Raw genomic sequence first — 26,740 nt, 5'->3', positions numbered from 1 at the left:
GGCATGTAACTTGGTTGTTGATGTGCAACACAAGATGTGTGTGGTTACTCATAATCGCATAGGCACAAACTTCAATAGCAAAGACTTGTGTGAGTTGTTCAATTTTATCTTTTACCCATTGCCTTCTGTGCTCATAAGATTGATGAGTTAATTTATCTTCGCCGCATAAAAATGCCCTACGGACACAACGAGATATACAATGATAATAAGGCGTATCCTCTAAGCTTATTTGGCTTTTTCTTGGTTTAGGCACTGTAACCTCTAAAACATTTTGTATCGATATAGGTACAAAAAATATAGCCTAGTTTCTATGACTGTCAAATTTGAGTGGGTGTCTCTGTTATTTTCTTATCCATAAATTGTAACTTATATTATACTGTATGTATGAACAGCCCTATGAGTTGAAAATGAAAGTCATCCCCATTTATGCAGAAGCAGGAATATCCGGATTCGAATCTCCAGCAGCTGAATACACAGAACTTAGCTTATCCCTAGATGAGTTACTGATCTCACACCCCAGCGCTACCTTTATCGGTGTGGCAAATGGCGACTCTATGCAAGGCGTTGGTATTTTTGATGGTGATTTATTAATTGTTGATAGATCAGAGACTACCACTCAAGGTGATATTGTTGTTGCCAATTACAACGGTAACTTTGTTTGTAAAATCATTGATAAACAACGAAAACAGCTTTTATCAGCTTCAGCAAAACATCGTCCTGTTTCCATATCCGATGCGGATGAATTTCAAATCGAAGGTGTAGTCACCCACTCTGTCAGATTACATCGTAAAAGCCGAGAGTTATTATCTTGTTTGCTTTAGTTGATGCTGTTGCTTTCTACGCGAGCGCGGAAAAGGTGTTTGATCCAAGTATACGAAAACGCCCAGTTGTTGTATTAACCAACAACGACGGTTGTGTATGTGCCGTGAGCCCAGAAGCAAGGAAATTGAACGTGCCTAAATTTGAACCTTACTTCAAATTACGCAAATTTTTACAACAACATCAGGTTGTAATTCGTTCTTCAAACTATGAATTGTACGCCGATTTAAGCAGTCGAATGATGAGTGTAATTGGCCGTTTCTGTGACAACCAATACATATATTCTATTGATGAAAGCTTTTTACAGTTTACAGGATTTCAATCCATCATTAATGATTGGTACGCTTATGGTCAAGAGATTAGATTAGCGGTTTGGCGCGAAACCAAACTGCCTGTTGGTGTCGGGTTTGGTATTACGCCAACATTATCAAAAGCCGCCAATCACGCCGCTAAAAAGTTAGCGGGTTATAATGGGGTTGCCGTTATTGATGATGACCACTCTGCCAATGAAATACTTGCTAAAATGAGCGTAACCGATGTGTGGGGAATTGGTGACCGACTCGGTAAAAAGCTCAACATGATGCATATTCATACCGCGTTAGATTTAAAAAAACAAAACCCTAAACACATGCGTAAACAGTTTTCCGTGGTGGTTGAACGCACCGTTGAGGAATTAAATGGGCAAGTCTGTTTATCGTGGGATGACGTTAAGCAGGCAAAACAAGAAATATTCAGTACAAGAAGTTTTGGTGAACGAGTCACGAACATTCACGACTTAAAAGCCGCTCTTTCCACTCATTGCTCTATTGTTGCTAAAAAGCTGAGGCAACAAGGTTCAATGACTAAACGTTTGGTCGTATTTGCCCATAGCTCACAACACGAAGGCAACTTTTATAAACGCAGCTTTTTATACGACTTTCCAGTACCAACCAGTGACTCTAGGGTATTAGCCAATGCGGTTAATGAAATATTGCCTCATATCTTTGCCCCAGGTGTGCGTTTTTATAAAGCAGGGATAGGGGCCATTGAACTGGTTTCTGAACAATATATGCAAGGGGATTTATTTAGCCCAACTTTAGATAACAAAAAGTTAATGGGGAGTATAGATTCAATCAACAAAATGTTTGGTAAAGGCACAATTAAATTAGCCAGTGAACAACAAACGAAAACATGGGAAATGAAACGTGCCTTTTTAAGTCCAAGGTACACCACTCGCTGGAGCGATATTCCCAAAATTCAGTGCTAAAGTATGCAATGGCATACAAATGATAAAACAGAAAAGAGAATAAAATATGTGTGGTCGATTAAACCTAAGTTATTCAAATGGATTAGAAAAGTTATACCAGCAACTTAATATTAATTTTTACGCTGCACCTGTGATTAACCAACGTTTTGTAAGAGCAACCGATCAAGTCTCCATAGTGCATGAAACTGTCAAAGATGGAACAATACAAAGGTGTGTAGAAAATGCCACATGGTGGTTATTGCTGGATAAAACTGATACCGGGTTTAAGCCGTCCAAATACACGTCTTTTAATACCCGATACGACAAACTAAATACCCCAAGAACTGCAGGTTTTATGCCTTTTAGAGAAAGTCGTTGCATCATTCCAGCAACCGGTTTTGGTGAAACCGAATTTGTTAATAAAAAACCAATACATTATTACGACATGACCGCAATGGAAGGTGAAGCAATCGCTTTTGGTGGTTTATACCGAACATGGACTCACCCACAAACAGGACAAACAACAACCTCCTGTTCAGTCATTACACTTCCGCCGCATGACAACCTTAAACATATACACTCAAAGGCGATGCCTCTGATCTTGCCGCAAAATGACAATACAATAGACATCTGGTTGGATAGCTCGTTCAGTAATGTAGAGGTATTTAATGACTTATTAACCCCCAAGCTTCCTCAGTCGTTAGTAGCGCAGCAAATCGACAAACCAAGTTTATATAACGGTATATCGAGTCAACAATTGATCAGCCAAGACACAACTCTTAGTTACCACTTATGACTTACAAAGCCCTACCTTTGCACTAAACTCTTTAACCAAGATTTAAGCGCGGCCGGTTTTAATGGTTTTGGCATATAACGTACGTCTAAGCCTTTACATGTTTCTTTTAAACTTTCTTCTTTCACCGCGGTGATCAATGCCGCCGGAATGTCTAACTGCCAATGCAAACGCATTTGTTGGATAAGGTCTAATCCCGATGTTGTGGACGGTTCAAGTTGGTAATCAATGAGTAACACGTCTGGGCGAACACAATCCGGTAATTGTAAATATTCACTCAATTGCTCAACACTAGAAAAACATAAACATTGGCAGTTCCATTTCCCTAATAATGACTTCATCGCATCTAAGTTCTGTAATTCATCATCCACACAAATCACGTTCATTTTATTAAACTGACTCGACTCGTGTAAGGCAAACTGAGGTGTTTCTTCTGCTTGGTTAGCCTCACCCAATTGAATCGACACACCAAAACATGAGCCTTTACCCAATGTTGAAGTTAATTTAATTGGGCATTTTAGTTGTTCACTCATACGATCCACGACACCTAATCCTAAACCTAACCCTTTAATGCTGCCCGAATGAGTTCTGAAAAAATCTTGGAAAACGTGTTTTTGATCCGGCATAGAAATCCCTTCACCTGTATCCCAAACCTCTATCCTAATGGCGTTTTTTTCTAGGCGCATACCAATCAGTACTTTACCTTTCTCAGTGTATTTAACGGCATTGGAAAGGAAGTTTTGTAGTATTCGGCGCAAGTAAGTTGCATCACAATAAACAACAACGTCACGCCAATGTTCGATAAATTGAATATTTTTTTGTTGGCATTGTTCTGCAATTTCATCACATAGCGGACGTAACACTGTGCTCAATTTAAAATGACTAAAAGTAGGGATTAACGCGCCTTGTTCTAACTTTGAAATTTCCAACAAGGTTGCTAACAAACCTTCCATTGCGTTTAATGATTGTTCAACTTTATCTAAGGTTTGGTGTTGTGTTGTAGATAGTGAGTCTTCACTTAACGACGATAAATACAAACGAGCAGCATTAAGCGGCTGTAAAACATCGTGACTGGCAAGGGCTAAAAATCGCGTTTTAGATGCGTTTGCTTGTTCGGCTTCTTGTTTGGCTAATTTTAACTCTTGAGTGATTTCGCTTATTTGATCAACACGGCGTTTCACTTTATGTTCTAAGTTGATATTGGCGTCTTTCAGTGCCTGTTCGGTTTCTACGAAACTGGTTATGTCATTAAAACTCGTTACAAACCCGCCGTTAGGTAGTGGGTTACCGTTCATTTCGATAACTCGCCCATCACCGCGTCTACGAATAAAGCTGTGTTTTTGACTGCTCTTTAAATGTGAAAGGCGTTTATTGACTAATTCATCTATATCACCGTGACCACACTCTCCCCGTTCGGCGTTAAACTGAATGAGATTTCTAATTGGCAACCCCACTTTGACCATTTCTTTTGGGTAATCAAATAGTTCTAAATACTGTTTATTCCAAGCCACTAAGTTCAAGTCACGGTCAATAACACTGACGCCCTGACTTAAGTTTTCCAACGAGCTAAATAAAATAGCTTGATTGGTTTTTAACGCTAAGGTGGTATCATCAAAAAAGTTAACCACATCTTCCACATCTAGCTGCTTGCCGGATAACAAAATGTTCACTAACGACTGTGCTGATGATGCCCCTAATACCCCGGCTAACATCCGCTCACAATATTCCACAAAATGATGGGTGAGTTCTTCTTGGTCTTTTAACTTAACCGCTACCGTACCTTCTTTAGCGGCAAGCTCTTCTTGGTCTTGTTCATATTCCATCAACAATTGCTCGCACCGACTGTTCCCCAAGAAAGTTAACAATAAGTCGGTTAAGTCTTTTACACTAGCGCTGGTATGGACTAGCTTTTGGCGGCCAATTGGCACTTTAACATTGGGATGAACAAAAGCAGCAGCCTGTATTTTGTCAATTAATCGCTCAGTGGCCATTAACGAAAATACATAATAAGCAAGCGCATTCACAATTAAACTGATGATAACCCCTTGGCTAATAATACCGCTGTGATCAACCACATCACTGGCGGAGGCCAATGGCATAAGTAAAAACATCATCCAACTTAAAAAGCCTAATAACAAACCAGCATAAACACCATTAGCATGGCCTTTTCGCCAATATAAGCCTCCCACAATAGGTGGTAATAATTGGATAACCAAAGAAAATGCAATCAAACCAATACTATGTAACGTTGCCTGATTTGCCCACGACTGATAATAAGCATAAGACAAGAGTAAAATGGCACCTATGGTAAACTGACGCAATCGCACAACCCTAGATTGATAACGACCTTGAGCAATGATTTGACGGCTGTCTCGTTTTAACAACAAAGGCATAAACACGTCATTTGTGATCATGGTACTGAGCGTTAACGTCGCGACAATGATCATCGCACTGGCCGCCGATATTCCCCCTAAAAATACAAACAAGGTAGCCCAGTTACTATTCACGAACATAGGCAACTGCATTGTATAAATGTCTTTATTAACCCCAGTATCTAATAAGAAGTAATGACCCGCTAATGCAATAGGAATAATCGCCACAGCGGTCAAAATTAAATACAAAGAGAACAACCAACGGGCGGTATGTAAGTTTTGAGAGTCACTATTGTCCACCACCATGACATGGAACTGACGTGGTAAACATAATATTGCAGCACCTGCCATAAAGGTTTGAACAATAAAGTCAGTAGTAAAAAATCGATCCGTTGACCAAATTTCTTCCGGCATAGGAGGCAGGTTTACAATTTCAAAATCATAAAATAAGGTTAACGCGATACTTGCAGAAACCACCAATCCTAATAATTTAAACAAGGACTCAAACGCAATCGCAAATATAAGCCCAGACCGATATTCTGTCACATCTGCTTTTCTGGCTCCGTATAAAATAGCAAAGAGCGCAATGATCAAGGTGGCTAAAAATGCAGAGTTTGATTCGCCAGTACCAACACTGTCGTTAGCCAAGGTTAACCCAGAGAAACTGGCGTTAATGGATTTAAGTTGTAGTGCTATGTATGGAATGATCGCTAACGTCGCTATCGCCGTGACTAATAAAGCGGTTTGTTGGCGTTTACCATAACGGGCTGAAATAAAGTCGGCAATAGAAGTCACATTTTGTTTTTTGGATACTTGCACCAGCTTTTCTAAAACCGGATACCCAAACAATAACAATAAAATAGGCCCCAACAAGATAGGTAAGAACTGCCAACCGTCTGTTGATGCAGTACCTACCGCGCCAAAATACGTCCAACTTGTGCAATAAATGCCAAGTGCTAACGCATAGATAAAAGGATGATGTGTGATCTTTTGTGATAACGGATTATTAGTTCTATCGCCCCATCGAGCGATAATAAACATCAGCCCTGCATATATACTTGATGCAATTATTATCAAAATGGTCATTCATGCTTCCTTAAAATATTGCACACACAATTGATTACACATTTAAAAACGCAATTAAATTAACACATCTTTTAATTGCATGTTGGCGGCGCACTTTGGCTTTATCATAGTGAGATAAAGCTCTGCGGTTGCAATCGCATCAGAAAGTGCATGATGTTGCTGGTAAAATGGCAATTGAGCTCGTTTTCTTAAATTCTCTAATGTTAAATCTTGTGGATCAAATGGAAAGTCCTGACGAGCAAACTCTTTTTTAGCCAAACACAAAGTATCTATCATAGGTATAACGGGCGCAACACCATATAATTCAATACAGGCTTGTTTAATAAATTCGCGTTCAATTTGATTAAAATGAACCAATAAAACTTTTCCTGCAATCTTCATTAAAAATGCATCAAAAACCTGCTTTAGTGACTTGCCATTTTGAGTTTCATTATCTGTAATTGTATGTATTGCTACATTATCAGCCGACAAAGGTTGTTCTATTGCGATGATCTCATGAAAACAACTGCCAAGTTGGATTTGTCCTTGAGCCATGTTTACACAACCTATGCTTAACAGTTTATCTTTTACCGCATCCAATCCAGTTGTTTCAAAATCCACAGACACTATCTCCACCGAAGACAATTCGCTGTTTAATGCGGGCATAGGCACGGACAAAAACGCATACAAATTATTGTTTTTATCTATTTTATTTAATAACTCGACTCTTCGTGCCTCATACTGATGACTCACCGGAGTAAATAGCCAATCCAAAAACACTAGAGTACCGCCTGTCTTACATCTTGTAATGATTTAATAACCTTAAACGCATCTTTTAAATGTGTGCGTTCCAACCGAGAAATATCCTTAGGTGACAGGTAATTATTAACCGGTAAGTTTGATGCATGTTTTTTCAAATATAAACTTAACTTTAATTGCACTAAAAACTCAAAGGCATCAATTAAACTAAGCGCGGAAGAACGGCTCACCACGCTATTACCTAACTTATGCTCCGACACTTTTTTTAGTCTTTCGATAGTCGACGTCTCTTCAATACCCAGTGCCAGTGCGTATATTCGAGCCAGATCAACAATAGGTGCAATAGCGTTATGCTTTAAATCCATAGTAGATTTATTTTCGCCACTGGAGATTAAAACAAAATCTCTAATAAAGCCCAATGGTGGTCTATTGCTCTGCATATTTTTACTTAAATGTGCCAAGAACAAAGTGCTCTTCGAGGTTTTAGACAATACATATTGTTTTATATCATCAATTAATTGTGAGTCTCCGTAAACCAAACTCAAATCAAAAAAGATGCTTGAGTTTAATAACGCCTGAGGCGATGGCGTGTCTATCCAAGTTCTAAAATACTCACGCCACACACTGGCGGTCTGTCGCCATTTATCGTTACTGGCCATGACATTACCTGGACAATAAACAAAACCACATAAATTTAACCCATCACAAACAAAGTCCGCCAACTGTTTAAACCAATCAAGTTGTTCCCGTGATACTGAGTCACTAATAATCAAGCCATTATCTTGGTCGGAATAAGCCAACTGTTCTTGCCTTGCTAATGAACCAGCGGAGAACCAAGCAAAGGGCACAGGGGCATTCCCCAATTCTTGTTGAGCCAACTCAATTAGCTGAATGGTTAATGCTTTACTGAGCGCACTAATACTTTTACCTATTTGTAAGCCCGCTATACCCAACTTGGTCATTTTAAGTTGAAGCTCAGGTAACATAATGCCCACTTTAACCAATTCATCCACCGTTTTTGCGCGGCGGATCACACTAATTAAATGTGCTGCATTTTGCGCTTCTTTGTGCATTAAGTCGGTAATCGTGATCACACCAAATAAGTGACCGTTTTTAGTCACTGGCAGGTGATGAATGTTTTTATCAATCATCATAATCAATGCATCAAAAGCAAGGCTATTGGCATCAATACTGATGACGTTGCTGGTCATAATCTCACTAACCGGTGAAGTGAAAGGCAGACTTTTAGCCACACATCTGACCCGTATATCTCGGTCGGTAATGATCCCTAAGTCACTTAAATGGGTTGCGCCTTCGTTTTTTAATACCACTAAACTGGAATAACCTAACTCCGTCATTTTTTCAGCTGCTTGCACGATAGAGTGATATTGTGGAATGGTCGCTGCTGACTTAGAAAGTAGATCACCCACCAATGAGTTATTTAATGGTGAGGCACTTAACTCTGTAGCGTGTTGACTAATAATGGTTTGTTTTAATCGAGTTTCAGGCGATGCCGTTAAAAATTGCAGTACCTCGGGAAAGTCATTTAATAACGGTAGAATTGAATCTAGTGATAAACAATATAATAACGCATCTTCCTCAACGACTAAGATAGCATCGTCATTTAAGATAAGCTGACGACAAAGATCGCCATCCGAATACTTTTCTATTGTCTCAATAGGATGATCAGAACTAGAGGACTCTTCTCCACTCTGTTTTTTTGCTAACACCCCTTTTTTAACTAATAAGATAGTGCCCTTTAGTGAAGCTGTCGTGGTTAATTCTTGTTCAGCAGTAACATAGGTTATCGTTATGTTTTTGACCAGTTGCTGTACGGTGGCTTTGGGTAAAGTATCAAACGGCGGAATTTGCTGTACAAACATTAAGTGCTCTATCAGTTCATTACCCATAACCCTACCCTAAAACAATTTATATACACATTTTCATTATATGTATTTTTACACATGCTGTATTTTTAAAGGGTTCTAGTTTGATATACAACAATTAAATCATCACTTTAGACTAAAGTTTAATACCGCATACTCAATGCCGTTGTTAATGTAATTTTAGTTGGTTGGTGTATTGATGTTGTTGAAAGTCACAGGTTAATTTTCTACGACAATTAATATACGAATTTTCTCTTTGAAGTTAACAAAGATTAATTTGGAGTGAGTCGTGGAAAATAAAACGTCATATTGGCAGGAAAATCTTCGCCTAATATTCATCTGTTTAATTGTCTGGTTTGTAGTTTCATTTGGTTTTGGAATACTGCTAGTAGAGCAATTAAACGAATTTAGATTAGGTGGTTACAAGCTTGGATTTTGGTTTGCACAACAAGGTTCTATCTATACATTTTTAGGTCTAATTTTTTGGTATACCAAGAAAATGAATGACTTAGATAAAAAATATAATGTGGAGGAAGAATAATGGAACAGTTAAAACTCTTTACCTATATCGCCGTATTCGGATCCTTCGCAATGTATTTTGCCATTGCCTGGATGGCACGAGCAAAATCAACCAGTGACTTTTATGTTGCCGGTGGTGGCATTACACCAATGCAAAATGGCATGGCCATTGGTGCCGACTGGATGAGTGCCGCGTCGTTTATATCAATGGCAGGTTTAATCGCTTTCCTTGGTTATGGTGGTTCTGTATTTTTAATGGGTTGGACCGGTGGTTATGTATTACTCGCTATGTTACTTGCGCCTTATATGCGTAAACACGGCAAGTTCACGGTGCCTGAATTTATTGCTGACCGTTATTATTCAAAAACTGCACGTATGGTTGCGGTTGCTTGTTTAATTATCGCATCATTAACTTATATCATAGGTCAAATGAAAGGGGTGGGCGTTGCCTTCTCTCGTTTCTTAGAAGTGGAATATGATAACGGTTTATACATAGGTATGGGCGTTGTTTGGGTTTATGCGGTTTTAGGTGGCATGAAAGGTATTACTTACACGCAAATAGCTCAGTACTGTGTACTAATTTTTGCATATACAATTCCAGCAGTATTTATCTCGTTACAACTAACCGGTAACCCTATTCCACAACTTGGTTTAGGCAGTACTTTAGCTGACGGCAGCGGTATGTATTTACTCGACAAACTTGATTTAGTTGTCACTGACTTAGGCTTTAAAGAGTACACCACAGACAACATGGGCGGCACATTAAACATGTTCGCTTATACCTTATCTCTAATGATTGGTACTGCGGGTCTTCCTCACGTAATCATGCGCTTCTTTACGGTACCTTCTGTTAAAGCGGCACGTTCTTCAGCAGGTTATGCACTAGTATTTATCGCGTTACTTTACACTGTTGCTCCGGCAGTAGGTGCGATGGCTCGTTTAAATCTTATGAATACAATTGAACCAGTTGCAGGCCAAAATTTGGAATATGAAGCACGTCCTCAATGGTTTAAAGATTGGGAAAAAACAGGTCTATTAAAATACGAAGATAAAAATGGCGACGGTAAAATTCAATACACGGCAAGCAAAGAAACTAATGAAATGGTGAAAGTTGACCGTGACATTATGGTTCTTGCTAATCCTGCTATTGCTAACTTACCAAACTGGGTTATTGCATTGGTTGCTGCAGGTGGTATTGCCGCTGCACTCTCAACCGCAGCCGGATTATTGTTAGCCATATCCTCGTCCGTGTCACACGATTTAATGAAAGGTGTATTAACCCCTGACATTTCCGAAAAATCCGAACTGTTAGCGGGTAGGATTGTTATGACAATATCTATACTGGTGGCCGGTTACCTCGGCCTCAATCCGCCCGGATTTGCAGCAGGAACCGTGGCATTGGCATTTGGTTTAGCAGCGTCGTCGATATTCCCTGCACTTATGATGGGTATATTCTCTAAACGCATGAATAGCCAAGCCGCTATCTGGGGTATGTGTTCTGGTATCGGTGTGACTATGTTGTATGTATTCCAACATAAAGGCATTATGTTTATCCAAGGAACAGACTTCTTAGGAAGCCTAGATCCAAACTGGTTCTTCGGAATTTCTCCTAACGCATTTGGTGCTGTAGGTGCAATCGTAAACTTTGCTGTTGCCTTTGCTATCCTTCAATTTACTGATGATGCGCCAAAAGAGATCCAAGACATGGTGGATAACTTTAGATCACCAGTTGGCGAAGTCGCTAGCGCACATGATCATTAAAGTTTAAGGTTTACCTTTTCTATCTTTGGCCTCTTAATTGAGGCCTTTTTTGGTATAAGCCGTTGATGGATTTAATATGAACAAACATACAAAAGTCGCGTTATTTGTTGCCCCAGTGTTAATCGTTTTAGGTTATATATTGTCGGACATTTATGTTGAGACCAAAGCCTACGAAGATAAAGTTGTACAACTGTTACCTATTGATAATTGCGATATCATTAATAAATCATGTGTATTAGAAGCAGACGATTTACAAGTCAGTATTTATGACGAAAACGGGACCACCTTTATTAATTCAACCTTCCAGCTGACCAAAGCAACCTTGTTTTTGGTGGATGAACATGGAATGGCTACTGGTGTAAAACTGCAAATGCACGACAATCCCTTTTACTGGAAACACGAAACCCAACTTCGCCAATTCATTGCCAACAAAGGTCAGCAATATAAATTAAGACTGATTGCTGAGATTAAAGGTGGCAAGTATATAAGCGAGTTTTATTCAAAAACCTTATAGAAATAAGGCGCAGTTATATTTATCGATTTAGCACCATAAGGTGATAACTATTCTCATTTGCAATCAAAGCAAAAAAGATTAATATGGCTGTTAATATTAATCTACGCACTTCCTATTACCCTTTTAGTTAAGTAATTTGTTAATTAATCAGCTCTCTTAATTTAAGGCTAATATTGATTTGCCGTTCATTACCTACCGACTTTATACAAGGTAAATAAAATGCGCTTTTTAAACACAGCCCTCGCTGTAATACTCATCGTTACTTTATCGTTAATCAATGTGGCGTACGCTGAACGTAATTTTGGTACTGGCGCAGATATGACACAACTCGCTAAAATATCGAGCATATTAGCCGCTCCAGAGCGTTACATGAGTTCACCAATTACGGTTGAAGGCGCCATTGTTAAAGTGTGTAGCAAACGTGGTTGTTGGATGGAGTTAGCGTCGGATAAAAAATTTCAAACCTTAAGAATTAAAGTCCGTGACGGCGATATGGTGTTTCCAATGGCGGCGATGGGCAAAGTAGCTTATGCCACTGGTCAGTTAAAAGCATTAGAACTTAGCCTAGAACAATCAAAAAAATATTTAGCCTATTTAGCCCAAGAAAACGACGAACAATTTGACGTTAATTCGGTCACCCAAACTATGACCATTTATGAATTGTCGCCAACGGGTGTCACCATTAAAGACTAATGGCTATTAAAATAAATTGGTTTAAATTAAATCGCAGTTTACACAGAGATATTGGTTATTTTTGTATTGGCTTAACCCTTATTTTTGCCATATCAGGTATCGCCCTTAATCATGTGGATGACTGGAACCCTAATTATCAAGTCACCCAACAACGGCATTTCATTCCTGATATTAATACCAAAATTGACAATGACGATTTTGAATCTTGGTTATTGTCAGAACTGAAGCTTGATACCTCGGTCAAAGCTCGGTTTTGGGAATCACCTAAAAAGTACAAAATATTCACCAAACACAATCATACATTGCTTATTGATACCCAAAAAAACAATGTCGTTATAGAGCAAGTTACCCCTCGTTTTTTATTAAAAAGCTTTAATTTCTTACACTTAAACGAAGCAAAAAGCGCTTGGACTTATTTTTCAGATCTGTATGCCGCTATGCTGATTTATTTGGCCTTGTCAGCCCTATTTATGGTCAAAGGCAAAAATGGCGTGAAAAGCTTACGGGGATTATTAGTGCTTGCTGGATTTTGTGTGCCTGCTGCGTTTGTCATAATATATTCGTACTAAAAGACCCTAACCTTATTTAATTGAATACTTAGGAAAAAAGATGTCTGAGAAAAAAGTTACATTTGAGTTTGAAAAAGCAACTAAGAACAGTGTTCGTTACAAAGAAGTGCCAGAAGAAGGCATGCCACCAATTATCGGCAGTATATATGTGCAAAAATGGTTTGCCGGTGATACTAAAAATATTGAAGTGGTCATAAACAAAAAAGATTAATAAAAAAAGGCTTATGAAATAGAGACTAAGCAAAATTTCATCTCACCAATATATAAGCCTGTACTCACTTAAAAAAAATCAATACACCATAATAATCGCCTAGTTCAGGCGATCTTATGCAATGTCTAATTGCTGAATCAGTAAGAAAACTTTATCATCCCACCCAGATTATACTAAGTACTTAAGGCTCAGCATGGCAGTGCAACAATATGCTCCAGAATTAACCATTACCCAAGTTGGCGTTAATGACGGAGATTCAATAGATTCAGCACAACAACGTGCAGTAACTAGCCACAAAATAGATCCATCTGCGCCCAAAATAGTGCTTTCTACCCTGAATGCCAAATATATCCACGCCAGTTTTGGTTTACGTTATCTGTACGCTAACTTACAAGAGTTACAAGAGTTTTGTGAAATTCAAGAATTTGTTATTAATGCACGCCCGTTGGATATTGTTGAGCAAATATTAGAATCTAAACCCGACATTGTTGGTTTTGGTGTATATATTTGGAACATAGTCGAAACCACAGATGTGGTTAACTTATTAAAAGTCATCGCACCAGAAGTTAAAGTCGTATTAGGCGGCCCAGAAGTGAGTTATGAAACGGAAGGTCAACCTATCGTTAATACTGCTGATTTCGTATTAACTGGCCCTGCTGATTTAAGTTTTTATCAACTATGTAAAGACATCATTAATAACAATGAACCTAAACAAAAGATCTTAAAATCCAAGCCTATTGAATTAAATGATATTGAACTGCCATACCAATATTATACCGATGAAGATTTAAAAAACCGTTTACTTTACGTGGAAGCATCTCGCGGCTGCCCGTTTAAGTGTGAGTTTTGTTTATCGTCTTTAGACACCGCCTCCAACCCATTTGATTTAGATTTGTTTCTTGGCCAAATGGAAATTTTATATCAGCGTGGCGCTAGAAACTTTAAGTTTATCGACCGAACCTTTAACTTAAACATTAAAACCACCATGCAGATCATGCAGTTTTTCTTAGATAAAATGGATGACAATCTTTACCTGCATTTTGAAGTGGTACCGGATCATCTACCAAGAAAATTAAAAGAGTTGTTAAGTCAGTTCCCAGAGAACAGTTTGCAGTTTGAAATTGGCATTCAAACCTTTAACCAAGAGGTTCAGGCCAATATAAGTCGAAAACAAAACAACCCTAAATCTAAAGAAAACCTAATTTGGTTAAAAGAAAACACAACGGCGCACATCCATGCGGATCTTATCTTTGGATTGCCAGGTGAAACCTTTGATACCTTCAGAGATAGCTTTGATCAGCTGTATCATTGTTACCCTCATGAAATTCAATTGGGGATATTAAAACGGTTAAAAGGCAGTCCTATTATTAGGCATACCAATACCTTTGATTTACGTTTTAACCCTTTGCCACCGTTTAATATATTAAGCACAGACAGAGTAGACTTTGCCACCATGCAGCGCATAAATCGCTTTGCACGTTTCTGGGACATGATTGGCAATTCAGGCCGCTTTAAACATTCACTACCTATCATTATTGCTGATCAACCGTTTGATCACTTTATTGCGATTGCTGAATGGATATTTGAAAAAACAGGGCAAACTCATAAGATCAATCTTAAAAAGCTATACGAGCTAATTTCCCAAGCGGTAGAAGCTTTATTCCCTGAAAGACACTTACAAGTTATTGAAAAAATTGAATTGGATTACGCAGCATCAAAACTAAAAAGCCACTTCCAAACCTTAGATTTATACGCGGTTGAAAAGGTAGCATCAAAAAGCCAAAGTAAGTTACTGCAAAGACAGCAAAGGCATATGAGTTAAGGGCAGTTGGAAGCTGTAAGTTATAAGCTGGAAGCTGGAAGCTGGAAGTTATAAGCTGGAAGTTATAAGCTGGAAGTTATAAGCTGGAAGCTGGAAGCTGGAAGCTGGAAGGAAAAGCGAAGAGATAAGAGCAGTTGGGAGTCTCGAGTCTCGAGTTTCGAGTTTCGAGAAAGCAACGTCCTAATCAGACCGATAATACAGAGCGAAGATATATCTTTGCTCTAATTAATTTATGGACAAAAGTGAGTTTGAAATTTAACGCCTGAATAATGTGTGAGCAAGTTTGGTGGCTTTTTGCGTTGTTTGACAAAACCATGACAACAAAAAATTGTCAGTGTTAAGGCGCTTGTATGGCATACATCAACCGTGGTGTCGACGGGTATGCTTTACTAAACCTGATTCGTTAAACTCTAATGAGACAATATTAGTTTTACTATATTCAATGGTTTTATCTAGATGTGCAGGCTTAACTTTACCTATTTCAGTCATTTTTATAAAAACAACATTAGCCCCTACCATAATTTCGTTTATCTCAATATTGCTGTTTATAACTTCATCTTTTAGTTTACCAACCAAATCTGAACGGAGTTTCGACTTATCAGTATACGTAAAATTATATTTAACATGCTCATCAATGAAATTATCAGATAATAGCGATATAAAATGGTCTATTTCTTTAATGGTTGTATTTGGTTGTTGGCGTGCATTTTTGGCTGATACAAATGCCTTTGCTTTCTCGATTAACTGTTCTGCCGTGAGCTTGTCATTTGCAGACGTTGAAAAAGACAAAATAAGGGATATGAATACTAAAATTAACTTTTTCACTGAACTCTCCTTGTATGCCAAACGCCCATTTAAGGGGCTGATAATTGTTTACTAAATTGTGTAGCGAAGCGAAACCGAGGAAACGGTTACGAGTCCGACTTGAAAACCCTTGTTAGGTGCTTTGTACACTTATTCCTTTAGATATAAGCTCTTGACCATGTTTATGGATTTCATCGCGAACCAAATATGTTGCACCACAGTATGGATACTTTTCAAGAGCAAGAGCTGTTGATAAACCACAATAAACAATAAATATCGCCTTTTTAAGGTCATCATCACCAACTACATTATTAAAGCCTGAAAATTGAGACCTTACACAATTAATAAAATCCGCTACATGTTTACTCTGAATTTCAGGGTTTATATTGTGCGCTATTTGATTTCTTGTTTTAGCGAGTTTTATTAGTGATTTCCATACCCATGTATATTCTTCTTCATCATCTTGCAATAATGCTCTTACGAGCGAAACAAGTGGCTCCCAACTTATAAAAAAAGACTCAATATGCTTTGGATTAGAAACTGTTTTACGAATAAAACTATAAAGCATTGTTTCGGCTAATTGATGACCACGCAATATAAGTATGTCTACGTCATCTCTTTCATTCGGAAAATATGTGTTAAATACTTCTAAAGACGAATCCAATTCTTTTACAAAACTCTCATCCATACACAGACCTCTAAAATGCACCTAACGAGGCTGTAGAATTACTCCAACAGCCCAAATTGATGAAAAATCGAGTTCCTGTAGCAAATGCTAAGCGTTTATCTCGCACTAGGTAATGCATTTGGAACCCATAAAATCGGCCATATTTCTTAAAAAAGAGTTATTCTACGGCCTCAACGCCCGCCTAACACGCAATGTGTTGGCGTGGCTTTTTGCGTTGTTTGCCAAAAACATGACAACTTAACATTGTCGAGTTTAGGCGTTTGTTATATTTGAGATTAACTCAAACGGCCGATTATTTTTGCAGCCCACTTATCAAGAAGTTTGGCTGGCGCAAAAGATAAAAACAAACCTGCTATTGGAAATAAAGCACTAAAAATGGCGGCCATAATTTTATCTGTTTGATCTTTTGTTGGAGCACCATTAATTTCTATTACAGCATTTGGGTCTAGCGCAGCTTGTGTAAATACGAACAACAAAATACTACCAACAAGAATCAATGTGCCACCTGCAAGACGGCTCAATCCAACTACTACATCTACTTTTTTCTTTAAATCTTCATCCATACCTGACTCAAACATAACAACTTAATCAGAGGACGTTTGCCTAAGTTTCTGACAACGCGGTTCCTCTTATTTATTTTCACTATTAGTAACAAACCTCTACCGCATTTACTACACCTTTGTTACGTAACAACTCGGTTTTTTGTGATCCACCAAGGGTGGGCATTGTTCCTGTTTTCTTGACTTGGTATGAAACCCTCGAAATCTGTATATAAACACAGTCAAGATAAAAACTCGACTACTGTCTAAACTAAATAAGACGACATTATTTTGATCTTTGAGTGGTCAAAAATTTCATTAAAAAAGCAGCACTAGTTACTAAGTGGCGCTGATATAAGCACTGTGCAATCTCAACTAGGACACTCAAATGTTAAAACGACTCAAAAATATACGCACGTCTAACAGCAAGTGGCTAATGGAGTTGTCAGTACGTTCTCTCACAAGTTGAAGAGGGGTGATTAAAGTAGCGAATAATTTCTTTTTGCATCTGCCCAAATTGAACGCCATCCATTAATCGGTGGTCACCGGTAAAACCCGCCTTTACTGTTTTGATGGCTTCAACTTTATCATTAATTACAAAAGGCCTTTTTTTAAGACTTCCTAAAGCAACGACCATTGGAATGTTGGTGTAAGGTGCGATAGGTACAATAGCGTTGTCGATACCAAATGAACCTACATTGGATATTTGAATGCTGCCAAATACATCTCGCGGACTACCGAATAATGGAGACCACAGGTTTAACTTGTATTGAACAAACTTAGAAATGTTTAAAAAGGTTCGGCTAAATATCCCAGGCATTCTATTAAACACGTTTTTAATAACTTTAAACTCTGGATCATCCAATTCTGTTAATATTTTTAGCTTACCTTCTACTTCCTTGGAAAATTGTAATAAGGATAGCTCCTGAGCTGTTCTGATCACAATTCCTGATAAGTTATCTCCTTTAACTTTATCAATGGCTACATGTAAAAATATGTCGACATCTTTTCGTTGGTATAAACGACCAAACCTAACGGACTGGTTTATATATGGATATTTTTTAATAGTTTGAGCCATGACCCAAGAAAAATATTGTAATACATTGCATTGGCAATTATTGTTTTCATTGAACTCTTTCAAAAAGGCTTGTACTGGCTCTATATTGAGTTCTAAGGTTGTGTGAGTACTTGAATCTCCAGTAGGTCTCCAAGAACCAAGAGATATTTTACGCCAAGGTGAGATAGGTTTGGACGATTTGTATTGTACATTTTTAGTAAGCCACATATTAAGTTCCTTGTTAAATATGGATAGCATTAAACTCTATGGATGATATTAAAAGATTAAAAAATAACATAGTTGTTAAATACCCTTTTTTGCTGGTTTTTTTTGCAGCCAAAAATCCTTTGTGGGTTTTTGTCGGTGCTTCACCTTTATTATTTTACTTCTTGAGTCAAATTGAGGCCATTAACTGGCTAAGTATTATTTGTATCACATTGGGCTTGGTTTTTTGGACTTTTTTAGAGTATGTGATCCATAGATGGATATACCATATAAACATAAATAGTCGTAAATTACGTTTCGTCATTGATGGCTTTCATTTTTACCATCACCATATTATGAATGATAGAAGAGTCTTAAATGCAGGCTTTCTTACGTTATATTTGGTTTCTGCATTGATACTACCTCCATTTTATTTGATATTTAATTTAACTCCACAACCAGAGTTATTTTACCAGTTTGCTCTAGGTATATTAATGGGCAACTTATTTTATGAATTTGTTCATTTTCAAATACATTATAAAAGGCATTCCAGAGGATACTTGCGCAGTATTCAAAATTATCATTTATATCATCACCAAAAAAGATGGAACAAGAACTATGGAAACACCAGCAGTTTTTGGGATCGTATCTTTAATACTTATGATGCGTCATTCAAAACATTTAAATTAAGTGAAAATGTTAATAATCACTTTATTAAGTCAGAACCAACTAATATGGCGTGAAAATTAGTCGTTCGTCTGATCCGAGATAGAAACATGGTGTGCATGGCTGCTTAATTACAATGTTGATCTAATGTCCCGACAAATATGTTCTAGCAACTCGGTTATATCCTCAAATTATCCACATAACTCAAGTCACTATTAGGAGCCATCACTTCTAATAGTGATACGGAAAGTAGCTACTGTTCCTGCAATTAACCGTGCAATTGCCCCTGCAATATACCGTGCAATTAATTGGCTTTTGGGCTCAGTACTTTCCCTGCCAAACCTTTGATATCAGACCCTTGTTTAATCAATTGGCCATTAACCCAGACATACTCAAAACCTTGTGACAACTGATGTGGGTTCTCATAACTGGCCATTGCTTTGACTTGTTTAGGATCGAATAATAACAAGTCTGCGTAATGCCCTTCTTTAATCAGGCCTCGTTTATTAAGTCTCAAGATCTCAGCGGCTTGCCCTGTCATTTTATTAATAGCTTGGGGTAGGCTTAATAAACCTAATTTATTTACATATTCATCAATCACTTTAGCAAAGCTGCCATAGCCTCTTGGATGAAACATAGTTGGGCTACCATCAGAACTAAAACTTAACCATGGCGCCCTAATTAAATGTTGTTGTAATTCATTATCCATAATGAAGTAAGCTGCAGAGGCGCCATGTGGACCAATATCTTCTAACAATACTGACTCAAACGGTTTATTAAGCTTGTCTGCAACTTGTTTTAACGTTAAACCTGCAAATTCCCCCGAGCCCAATAACGTTGCTTCAGGTCCATTACGGCTTAATACTCTATTTTTTAGGTGCTCTAATAATGCTTGTATTTGAGTGCGGTTTAACTTGTTCACTTGTTCCTGAGTTTTTGCCCACTTAGGAAATAACAACGCGATTCCGGTATAACTGGCATTATAAGGATACAAATCGGCTGTCATTTTATATTGGTTAATATGTTTGATTATCTCTTGAGCACGAAAAGCCCCTTTGCCATAAACAGATTTTAAATGAGAGATATGTACCCGAGCAAATTCACTCTGCTGCACTAATTCATCAATAGATTTAAATAACTGATCATCATCTTCATTACGCATATGGCTCATGATCACGCGGTTATGCTCACCCACTTTTTTGGCTAACGCGAGCAGCTCATCAGTTTTTGCGAACAAAGCAGGGTTATATTCTAGCCCTGTAGTCATGCCAAACGTGTGGGGTAACAATTTGTCTAAAACATCTAGCATATTATTTAACTGTACTGCTGTTGGCTCTGGATTTTGTCCGATGCCAGCAATAACTCGCAAACTACCATGACCAATAAATGGAATGAGATTAACCCCAACACCGCTATCAGCGACCTGACCACGCCATCCTTCAAAATCTTCTATATACCTTGAAAAACCATCCTGTCCTAAGCTAATGCTGGTGACTCCCATAGCAATAAAATTAGCAAACTGACCATGGGTTAGCGGGTTTCCATGCGCGTGTAAATCAATAAACCCAGGGGTCAATACCCGCTTTTCACCTTCTATGGTTTTATAATTATTGGGGTTGGGTAGTTTTGTTTCCCCCCAAGCTATATGTTGAATTTTATCGTTAGTGATGATCACCGATGCCAACTTTGGCTCTGCGCCACTGCCATCCACCAATTGCACATTATTAATAATGTACCCAGAAACTTCAGCATGTATAAACGCACTAAATAAAAGACTGCTTATTAGCAAATAAGTTAATTTTTTCATGCTGGTTCCTATCTTAATTTTAAAGTTTGATTGCTGATAAAACATCAAACCCATACGAGATCGATTAAGTAATGGTTAGTTAACTATATTCTTAAAGAATATAACGACCTGTTTACTAAACGCTCTAAAATGGTAAATGATGATAATCAGAATTGGATCAAACTTAAAGGAATAATTTATTTCAAAAAATAAAAAGTTGAAGAAAATATTATTCCTGTTATAACAATAATAAGAATAATAATCATACAAAAGTTATAAATTCATGCTTAGTCTAAAACCTTATTTAAAATTATGTTTATTGATCACTGCGTTTCAAATTGCAGGTTGTCAAAAAAATACAAACCAAGATGTGTTAGAACAATCGTTTTATCACAATGTTGAAGGCGTTACAGAACAAAAGTTACACCCTGAATATTGGATAGCTAAAGCGACACAGCCTTCAAAAGTCATTATGTCAGCTGAGAAAATAAATGAATTTAATGCGTTGCAGTTTCAGTCTAAAGAATATCTAACTGATCCATTAACCTACCCCTCTACTATGGTGGGAACAGAAGTCACCGCGTTAATTAAAGAGATCAGCAAGCCGTCAAAATACGACCGATTTTATCCCGATGGCACCAAGTTGACGCAGGCACATTATCAACCATATTTAGATGAAATGGCGTTGGATAAAATCAGCGCTGAACAAACTATTGGTTTTGCATTAGTTACAAAGCGCGCCGTTATGCGGATGTTACCTACTCTGGATAGAGTGTTAAATTCTGGAATGGATTACGACATAGATAGATTTCAAGAAACCGCTGCCTTCCCAGGTGAAGCTTTAGCCATATTGCATACAAGCAAGTCTGGCGAATGGATGTTCGTTCAAAATTATAACTACCGAGCTTGGATCCAAACTAAACATGTGGCTGTTGGTGAAAAGGCCGACATAGAAAAGTTTAAACACAGTAAAGACTTTCTATTAATTACAGGGGCAAAGGAGTTCACAACGTTTAACCCTTATGACGAGTCTACATCTGAGGTTCAATTGGATATGGGCGTGACTCTGCCACTAATAAGTTATGAAGATTTTGAAAAGCATGAATTAGACAGACTTAACCCATATACAGGTCACATAGTGCAATTACCAACAAGGAATGCTGACGGTACATTAACCATCAAACCATCATTAATACCAAGAAGCGCTGATGTAAATATTGGTTACTTAGCTCACACCAAAGAAAATATTATCAAACAAAGTTTTAAATTTTTAGGCGAAAGATACGGTTGGGGCCATGACTTCAATGCTCGTGATTGCACAGGCTTTATTGGTGAAATTTATAAAACATTTGGTTTTTTAATGCCTAGAAACTCAGGTCAACAAGGCAATGCTGAATTTGGTGAAAATATACGTTTTGACAAGCAAGACCCTATCAACACTAAAATGCCAAAACTGATGTCTATGGAAGCAGGCGACTTAGTGTATTTACCAGGTCATGTGGCTATGGTGTTAGGTTATGATGATAAGCCATTTTTAATTCATGATGTACATGGCTTAGGTTATCACAACAGTAAGGGCGAAAAAATCAGTGGTATTTTAAATGGCGTTTCCGTTACACCACTTTTAGCATTTGAGAGTTACCTTAAGGGTATTTACAACATTAAGAAGATCAGATAATCGCAATGAAAATAAAAGATATAAAAATTGGTGTTATTAAAGTACCACTAACAACGCCATTTAAAACGGCAATAAGAACGGTTGATTCCGTTGAAGACTTAGTGATTATTATTGAAACCGACACTGGTCACCTTGGATACGGCGAAGCGCCTCCCACGTCAGTGATTACCGGCGATACTTTGGCATCCATGCAAGATGCCATCAACAATCATATTAAACCTAAGATATTGGGTGTCGACATAGAAAACTTAAATTTTCTATGTGAAACAATACAAAGTTCAATGGTAAATAATTTAAGCGCGAAAGCCGCCGTTGAAATTGCCATTTACGACCTTTGGGCTCAAATGTTGAACTTGCCATTATACAAAGCGCTAGGTGGTGGAGAGTCAAAATTAACAACCGATCTCACCATCAGCGTCGACTATATCGACAAGATGGTTTCAGATGCGGTGATTGCGATAGAGCAAGGTTACGAAACATTAAAAATTAAAGTGGGTAAAGATATAGGGTTAGATATTGAACGCGTAAAAGCAATACATGCAGCTATTGATGGCAAAGCTCTTATCCGCTTAGACGCTAATCAAGGTTGGACGGCGAAACAATCGGTTCATGCTATTCATACTTTAGAAAATGCAGGTATACATTTAGAGTTAGTTGAACAGCCGGTTAAAGGGCGTGATATTCAAGGCCTTAAATATGTTTACGATAGAGTAAATACACCTATCATGGCCGATGAAAGCTCATTTGACCCTAGGCAAGTTATCGAGTTAATTCAAAATCAGGCCGCGGACATTATTAATATTAAATTAATGAAAACCGGTGGTATTTCACGTGCCATTCATATCGCCGATATCGCCGCTAACTTTGGCGTTGAATGTATGATGGGTTGTATGTTGGAAAGCTCAATTAGTGTTTCTGCTGCCGCACATGTTGCTTCAGCAAAATCAACCTCAATTCAAAAAATCGACCTAGACGGCCCTATGTTATGTCAATACCCATCCATTGAAGGCGGTGTCATATTTGACAGATCAGATATCACTCTTAATAACTCACCAGGCTTAGGAATTAAATCGGTGAAAGATTTAATTTTGATTTAACTTAGGAGCACAATCGCTTGAAATATTTATCAATACTTTTCCTTAGTTTCACTTTAGCAGCTTGCTCTGGGGTATCAAAACAAGAGTTTTCGGAAATGCTGAATCGTATAAATACACAAATTGACCAGGGTCAATTCAGTACAAGTAAAGTAGAAATAACAACGTTACTCAGTGATGGCACTCTTAATGAAAAACAAACAGCACTGCTGAGTTTTGAACTGGAGCGTATGGTTAGAATTGAAAAAGATTTTGTATCTAGTTTTGCCGATATTAAAAGCTACCTAAAAAAATACGCTACTGATGTGACCGACAAAAAAATCGCTAAATGGGATGAAAATGGCGAATTAGAATTTCGTATCATAGACGGCAAAAAACGTTATTTTAAAAATGCGGGTTACAACTTATTTCAATTGAATGACGATGCTCTTTCCCTACGACAAGGCTATACCCGTTTTATCGACAGAGGGCATTTATACAAAATTAACCAACATCATGTTGATATCGTCAACGACACATTAAAAACAAAAAGTGCGTTTGCTCAAAGCAACCAAATCACCATTAAGTACACGTTAACGGTTGATGCTAATGCAGTACCAGCAGGTGAACTTATTCGTGTTTGGCTCCCTTTCCCAAGAGAAATAAAGGATAGGCAAACCAACATAAAACTAACGGCCAGCTCACATCAAAACCCAATTATCGCCTCAAATGACAACTTACAACGTACTATCTATTTGCAAGCTAAAGCTCAAGCAGATACGGCTGAACAATTTTGGGTTGAATACAGTTATGAAACCAACGGAGTTAGCCACAATATAGATGCGAATAACGTTAAACCATTAACTAATATATCTGACCATTTACAACAATATATTGCAGAACAATTACCGCACATAGAATTTACACCTGAACTTAAACAACTTAATAAACGTTTAATTGGCGACGAAACAAATCCATATAAAATTGCCCAAAAACTGTTTCAATATGTGGACAGTAAAAAATGGGGAACGTCTATTGAATACTCAACTATACGCAACTTAAGTCAACACGCGGTTGCAGCACCATATGCAGATTGTGGGCAGCAAACCATGTTACTTATTACGTTACTCAGAATGAATGGCATTCCAGCAAAATGGCAATCAGGTTGGGAGTTTTCAGCAGACGCGTTTAATACGATGCATGACTGGGGAATGGTCTATTTTGAACCATATGGTTGGGTTCCAATGGATGTTACACATGGCATATTAGACAGTAGCGATGAACGTTTAAAATGGTTTTATTTAGGCGGTCTCGACAGTTACCGACTCATTTTTAACGACGACTATTCACAACCATTATATCCTGCCAAACAACACTTCCGATCTGAGACCGTGGACTCACAAAGAGGTGAAGTTGAATGGTCTGGTGGCAATGTGTATTTTGACCAATGGGATTATGACATGCAGTGGCAAGTCACGCCTATTCAGTCATCATTTAGCCTATCTGATTTAGGCACTGAACAAGTGGTTTTAGTGATTACTGATAATGACAGTGCTATTCAAGGTCGATTAACACGGTTTGAGAAACAGAATGGGCAATGGCAACAACAATCAGAGTCGCACGATATAGTTGTTGGTCGAACGGGCTTAGCATGGGGCTTAGGTTTACATCCAAAACAAGACGGTTATCACAAACAAGAAGGTGATGGTAAAGCACCTGCGGGGATATTTAATTTAACCTCGTCTTTTGGCTATTTAGATAACATATCGACCAAACTTGATTATCAACAAATGAGTTCTGATAATTTTTGCATGGATGTCAGAGGATCGCAGTTTTACAACCAAACGGTCGATCGTTCGGTTGTCGGTGAGGAAGCGATAAAAGGCTCAAGTGAACCTATGCGCCGAGATATTCACAGTAAAGATCACTTGTACAAAAAAGGGATTTTTGTTGCTCACAACCCTAAAAATATTTCTGACCAAGGCAGTTGTATATTTGTTCACTTGTGGCGAGGTGAAACCAAACCAACCGCGGGTTGCACAGCCATGGATGAGTTTAATATGGATCAGCTACTATCTTGGTTAGATAAGAGTAAAAAACCAGTTATGGTTGCCTTAACTCAAGTGGATTATGAAAGATTAAAAAAGGAATGGGAACTGCCTTAAAGATTAGTCTGAGTTTTAACCTTCCCTTGGTTAGCAATCTCTAATTCAAGGGAATACATCAAACTTAATAAACACGCCTGTGCTTGGCACTTCATTAAGGAGGGAGTACTTTCTGTCACTACCCATTCAATTTGTTTAGTCGTTACACCATGAAGAACAGAATGCCCCATACGATTTACCAATAAACTAACGACACCTTGTCGGTTCAAACTTGTTATTGCACTAATTAGCGAATTTGAAAGCGGGTTATCTTCAATAATCAAAAGCACATCGCCCTTATTTAATCCCTGTAGGGTATTTAAATCATGGGGGAAATCTGACGCAATTGTTCGGCTTACCTTGCCTAAATCTAACAAAATATTCACCAAACTCGCCGCTGCGGTTTTACCAAAACTGGTCGATAAAATTACCGTTTTATTTGCCGCAATTAGTTCACTTGCAAAGTCGGTGATATCTAATTGACTATTAACCGCTTGAAAATGGTTTAACGCATCTGAAATTAGGTTTTGTACTGTAGTTAAACTTTGACTTTGGGATTCTTGCAGCTGATTACTTGGAGTATTGGCATAATTAGTTTGATCAATAACGACAGCCTCATTGATTGCCATTTTTAAGTCTGGATAACCTTTGTAAGCTAACTTTTGACTAAATTTAACAATGCTCGATTGACTGACATTAACGGCACTAGCAAGTTGCTGAGATGAATAATCCCACCTCTATAAAGGTAAGTTTAGTAGATCAGAAAGCTGGTAAGTTATTGCAATTCAAACATAGCGCTGATTTACAAATCGCACTTTAGTCGCTTTACGTTATATTTTCAGAACTTATTATGTACCCAATGCTAATACTAGCAGTTAAACAGATCGCCTTTGAGGTAAATAAATGCTTTTTTATCGCCTTTTAAATTTGCAATTTTTTTGCAAAAACACAGGAATGTTTCAGTAGCATGACTCTAGATTTTAGCAAAAAATTTGATTCCTAAATCAGCGTTAACGTCATTGCTGACTTATCATTTCATTTTAACTCTACAATCAAAAATGTTACTTTCCTTTTTAAATAAGGGTTACAAGGC

At 37.9% G+C, this 26,740-nt stretch carries 22 protein-coding genes and 3 pseudogenes; 15 read left to right on the top strand and 10 right to left on the bottom strand.

All coding sequences use genetic code 11. The annotated features are described in order from the left end of the window. Positions 1 to 253 (bottom strand): annotated as a pseudogene (locus KO505_RS06625) (transposase); the annotation flags it as partial. A gap of 154 nt (positions 254 to 407) precedes the next feature. Between KO505_RS06625 and umuD the strand changes: the two are divergent. The 3 genes from umuD to KO505_RS06610 are packed head-to-tail and all read left to right on the top strand — an operon-like array spanning position 408 to position 2,840. Further along, the gene (gene umuD / locus KO505_RS06620) at positions 408 to 821 is read left to right on the top strand and encodes a translesion error-prone DNA polymerase V autoproteolytic subunit (protein WP_216054667.1); all 414 of its coding nucleotides are present in this window, start codon (positions 408 to 410) and stop codon (positions 819 to 821) included. After that, complete coding sequence (locus KO505_RS06615; RefSeq protein WP_216054666.1) at positions 809 to 2,065, top strand: Y-family DNA polymerase; 1,257 nt, start codon at positions 809 to 811, stop codon at positions 2,063 to 2,065. Before umuD ends, KO505_RS06615 begins: the two co-directional genes overlap by 13 nt. A gap of 46 nt (positions 2,066 to 2,111) precedes the next feature. Beyond that, positions 2,112 to 2,840 (top strand): SOS response-associated peptidase family protein, encoded by a 729-nt coding sequence (locus tag KO505_RS06610; RefSeq protein WP_216054665.1) that lies wholly within the window; start codon positions 2,112 to 2,114, stop codon positions 2,838 to 2,840. Positions 2,841 to 2,851: 11 nt separating this feature from the next. Here the strand turns inward: KO505_RS06610 and KO505_RS06605 are convergent, their stop codons facing one another. Genes KO505_RS06605 through KO505_RS06595 form a run of 3 tightly spaced genes read right to left on the bottom strand, consistent with a single transcriptional unit; the run spans position 2,852 to position 8,943 of the window. Next, entirely contained in the window at positions 2,852 to 6,295 is a 3,444-nt protein-coding gene (locus KO505_RS06605) for a PAS domain-containing hybrid sensor histidine kinase/response regulator (RefSeq protein WP_216054664.1), read from the bottom strand. 54 nt (positions 6,296 to 6,349) lie between these two features. Further along, positions 6,350 to 7,054, bottom strand: a complete 705-nt coding sequence (locus KO505_RS06600; protein WP_371819968.1) for an exonuclease domain-containing protein — start codon at positions 7,052 to 7,054, stop codon at positions 6,350 to 6,352. Then, positions 7,054 to 8,943, bottom strand: coding sequence for a DUF294 nucleotidyltransferase-like domain-containing protein (locus tag KO505_RS06595; RefSeq protein WP_216054663.1), 1,890 nt, complete (start codon positions 8,941 to 8,943; stop codon positions 7,054 to 7,056). The genes KO505_RS06600 and KO505_RS06595 overlap by 1 nt, the downstream gene beginning before the upstream one ends. Positions 8,944 to 9,208: 265 nt before the next feature. Between KO505_RS06595 and KO505_RS06590 the strand changes: the two genes are divergently transcribed. From KO505_RS06590 to KO505_RS06560, 7 genes are all read left to right on the top strand, one after another. Next, positions 9,209 to 9,460, top strand: a complete 252-nt coding sequence (locus KO505_RS06590; RefSeq protein WP_216054662.1) for a DUF4212 domain-containing protein — start codon at positions 9,209 to 9,211, stop codon at positions 9,458 to 9,460. Continuing rightward, on the top strand, positions 9,460 to 11,199 hold the full coding sequence (locus tag KO505_RS06585; RefSeq protein WP_216054661.1) for a sodium:solute symporter family protein: 1,740 nt from the start codon (positions 9,460 to 9,462) through the stop codon (positions 11,197 to 11,199). Before KO505_RS06590 ends, KO505_RS06585 begins: the two co-directional genes overlap by 1 nt. A 76-nt stretch (positions 11,200 to 11,275) precedes the next feature. After that, positions 11,276 to 11,713, top strand: coding sequence for a hypothetical protein (locus KO505_RS06580; RefSeq protein ID WP_216054660.1), 438 nt, complete (start codon positions 11,276 to 11,278; stop codon positions 11,711 to 11,713). A 219-nt stretch (positions 11,714 to 11,932) separates the two neighbouring features. After that, positions 11,933 to 12,406: a DUF4920 domain-containing protein gene (locus KO505_RS06575; protein WP_216054659.1), complete on the top strand. Its 474-nt coding sequence runs from the start codon at positions 11,933 to 11,935 to the stop codon at positions 12,404 to 12,406. Further along, positions 12,406 to 12,975, top strand: coding sequence for a PepSY-associated TM helix domain-containing protein (locus KO505_RS06570; RefSeq protein ID WP_216054658.1), 570 nt, complete (start codon positions 12,406 to 12,408; stop codon positions 12,973 to 12,975). The genes KO505_RS06575 and KO505_RS06570 overlap by 1 nt, the downstream gene beginning before the upstream one ends. A 40-nt stretch (positions 12,976 to 13,015) precedes the next feature. Continuing rightward, on the top strand, positions 13,016 to 13,186 hold the full coding sequence (locus tag KO505_RS06565; protein WP_216054657.1) for a hypothetical protein: 171 nt from the start codon (positions 13,016 to 13,018) through the stop codon (positions 13,184 to 13,186). Between the two features lie 193 nt (positions 13,187 to 13,379). Next, positions 13,380 to 15,008 carry a B12-binding domain-containing radical SAM protein gene (locus KO505_RS06560; RefSeq protein WP_216054656.1) on the top strand — a complete coding sequence of 543 codons (1,629 nt, stop codon included), beginning with the start codon at positions 13,380 to 13,382 and terminating at the stop codon, positions 15,006 to 15,008. Between the two features lie 360 nt (positions 15,009 to 15,368). Here the strand turns inward: KO505_RS06560 and KO505_RS06555 are convergent, their stop codons facing one another. The 3 genes from KO505_RS06555 to KO505_RS06545 form a co-directional block, all read right to left on the bottom strand. Then, positions 15,369 to 15,833, bottom strand: a complete 465-nt coding sequence (locus tag KO505_RS06555; RefSeq protein ID WP_216054655.1) for a nuclear transport factor 2 family protein — start codon at positions 15,831 to 15,833, stop codon at positions 15,369 to 15,371. A gap of 112 nt (positions 15,834 to 15,945) precedes the next feature. Further along, entirely contained in the window at positions 15,946 to 16,500 is a 555-nt protein-coding gene (locus KO505_RS06550; protein ID WP_216054654.1) for a hypothetical protein, read from the bottom strand. A 275-nt stretch (positions 16,501 to 16,775) separates the two neighbouring features. Further along, positions 16,776 to 17,063 carry a hypothetical protein gene (locus KO505_RS06545; protein WP_216054653.1) on the bottom strand — a complete coding sequence of 96 codons (288 nt, stop codon included), beginning with the start codon at positions 17,061 to 17,063 and terminating at the stop codon, positions 16,776 to 16,778. Between the two features lie 312 nt (positions 17,064 to 17,375). Here KO505_RS06545 and KO505_RS06540 point away from each other — a divergent pair. After that, a pseudogene (locus tag KO505_RS06540) lies at positions 17,376 to 17,462 on the top strand (tyrosine-type recombinase/integrase); the annotation flags it as partial. 22 nt (positions 17,463 to 17,484) lie between these two features. On the opposite strand, the gene KO505_RS06535 reads toward KO505_RS06540, so the two are convergent. Beyond that, the gene (locus KO505_RS06535; RefSeq protein ID WP_216054652.1) at positions 17,485 to 18,324 is read right to left on the bottom strand and encodes a 2-oxo acid dehydrogenase subunit E2; all 840 of its coding nucleotides are present in this window, start codon (positions 18,322 to 18,324) and stop codon (positions 17,485 to 17,487) included. Positions 18,325 to 18,362: 38 nt separating this feature from the next. Here KO505_RS06535 and KO505_RS06530 point away from each other — a divergent pair, with 38 nt between their 5' ends. Further along, on the top strand, positions 18,363 to 19,043 hold the full coding sequence (locus KO505_RS06530) for a sterol desaturase family protein (RefSeq protein ID WP_216054651.1): 681 nt from the start codon (positions 18,363 to 18,365) through the stop codon (positions 19,041 to 19,043). 227 nt (positions 19,044 to 19,270) lie between these two features. Here KO505_RS06530 and KO505_RS06525 read toward each other — a convergent pair whose 3' ends face one another. Further along, complete coding sequence (locus KO505_RS06525; protein WP_216054650.1) at positions 19,271 to 20,773, bottom strand: amidohydrolase family protein; 1,503 nt, start codon at positions 20,771 to 20,773, stop codon at positions 19,271 to 19,273. Between the two features lie 262 nt (positions 20,774 to 21,035). On the opposite strand from KO505_RS06525, the gene KO505_RS06520 reads away from it, so the two are divergent. The 3 genes from KO505_RS06520 to KO505_RS17400 all read left to right on the top strand — a co-directional run bounded on the left by KO505_RS06520 (position 21,036) and on the right by KO505_RS17400 (position 25,668). Next, on the top strand, positions 21,036 to 22,430 hold the full coding sequence (locus tag KO505_RS06520) for an SH3 domain-containing protein (RefSeq protein WP_216054649.1): 1,395 nt from the start codon (positions 21,036 to 21,038) through the stop codon (positions 22,428 to 22,430). Positions 22,431 to 22,435: 5 nt separating this feature from the next. Further along, positions 22,436 to 23,527 carry a dipeptide epimerase gene (locus KO505_RS06515; RefSeq protein WP_216054648.1) on the top strand — a complete coding sequence of 364 codons (1,092 nt, stop codon included), beginning with the start codon at positions 22,436 to 22,438 and terminating at the stop codon, positions 23,525 to 23,527. 95 nt (positions 23,528 to 23,622) lie between these two features. Then, positions 23,623 to 25,668 (top strand): transglutaminase domain-containing protein, encoded by a 2,046-nt coding sequence (locus tag KO505_RS17400; RefSeq protein WP_252731679.1) that lies wholly within the window; start codon positions 23,623 to 23,625, stop codon positions 25,666 to 25,668. Here the strand turns inward: KO505_RS17400 and KO505_RS06500 are convergent. Then, a pseudogene (locus KO505_RS06500) lies at positions 25,665 to 26,363 on the bottom strand (MurR/RpiR family transcriptional regulator); the annotation flags it as partial. The gene KO505_RS17400 and the pseudogene KO505_RS06500 overlap by 4 nt on opposite strands. Between the last annotated feature and the right edge of the window lie 377 nt (positions 26,364 to 26,740).

The organism is Psychrosphaera sp. F3M07 (assembly GCF_018860345.1).
Classification (GTDB): Bacteria; Pseudomonadota; Gammaproteobacteria; order Enterobacterales; family Alteromonadaceae; genus Psychrosphaera; species Psychrosphaera aquimarina.
This window is presented reverse-complemented; position numbering and strand designations above follow the sequence as displayed.

Excerpts from the sequence above, each read along its gene's own strand:
- umuD (WP_216054667.1), top strand. The coding sequence starts at position 408 with ATGAAAGTCATCCCCATTTATGCAGAAGCAGGAATATCCGGATTCGAA.
- KO505_RS06610 (WP_216054665.1), top strand. The coding sequence starts at position 2,112 with ATGTGTGGTCGATTAAACCTAAGTTATTCAAATGGATTAGAAAAGTTA.
- KO505_RS06605 (WP_216054664.1), bottom strand. The coding sequence starts at position 6,295 with ATGACCATTTTGATAATAATTGCATCAAGTATATATGCAGGGCTGATG.
- KO505_RS06595 (WP_216054663.1), bottom strand. The coding sequence starts at position 8,943 with ATGGGTAATGAACTGATAGAGCACTTAATGTTTGTACAGCAAATTCCG.
- KO505_RS06585 (WP_216054661.1), top strand. The coding sequence starts at position 9,460 with ATGGAACAGTTAAAACTCTTTACCTATATCGCCGTATTCGGATCCTTC.
- KO505_RS06580 (WP_216054660.1), top strand. The coding sequence starts at position 11,276 with ATGAACAAACATACAAAAGTCGCGTTATTTGTTGCCCCAGTGTTAATC.
- KO505_RS06575 (WP_216054659.1), top strand. The coding sequence starts at position 11,933 with ATGCGCTTTTTAAACACAGCCCTCGCTGTAATACTCATCGTTACTTTA.
- KO505_RS06570 (WP_216054658.1), top strand. The coding sequence starts at position 12,406 with ATGGCTATTAAAATAAATTGGTTTAAATTAAATCGCAGTTTACACAGA.
- KO505_RS06565 (WP_216054657.1), top strand. The coding sequence starts at position 13,016 with ATGTCTGAGAAAAAAGTTACATTTGAGTTTGAAAAAGCAACTAAGAAC.
- KO505_RS06560 (WP_216054656.1), top strand. The coding sequence starts at position 13,380 with ATGGCAGTGCAACAATATGCTCCAGAATTAACCATTACCCAAGTTGGC.
- KO505_RS06550 (WP_216054654.1), bottom strand. The coding sequence starts at position 16,500 with ATGGATGAGAGTTTTGTAAAAGAATTGGATTCGTCTTTAGAAGTATTT.
- KO505_RS06545 (WP_216054653.1), bottom strand. The coding sequence starts at position 17,063 with ATGGATGAAGATTTAAAGAAAAAAGTAGATGTAGTAGTTGGATTGAGC.
- KO505_RS06535 (WP_216054652.1), bottom strand. The coding sequence starts at position 18,324 with ATGTGGCTTACTAAAAATGTACAATACAAATCGTCCAAACCTATCTCA.
- KO505_RS06530 (WP_216054651.1), top strand. The coding sequence starts at position 18,363 with ATGGATGATATTAAAAGATTAAAAAATAACATAGTTGTTAAATACCCT.
- KO505_RS06525 (WP_216054650.1), bottom strand. The coding sequence starts at position 20,773 with ATGAAAAAATTAACTTATTTGCTAATAAGCAGTCTTTTATTTAGTGCG.
- KO505_RS06520 (WP_216054649.1), top strand. The coding sequence starts at position 21,036 with ATGCTTAGTCTAAAACCTTATTTAAAATTATGTTTATTGATCACTGCG.
- KO505_RS06515 (WP_216054648.1), top strand. The coding sequence starts at position 22,436 with ATGAAAATAAAAGATATAAAAATTGGTGTTATTAAAGTACCACTAACA.
- KO505_RS17400 (WP_252731679.1), top strand. The coding sequence starts at position 23,623 with ATGCTGAATCGTATAAATACACAAATTGACCAGGGTCAATTCAGTACA.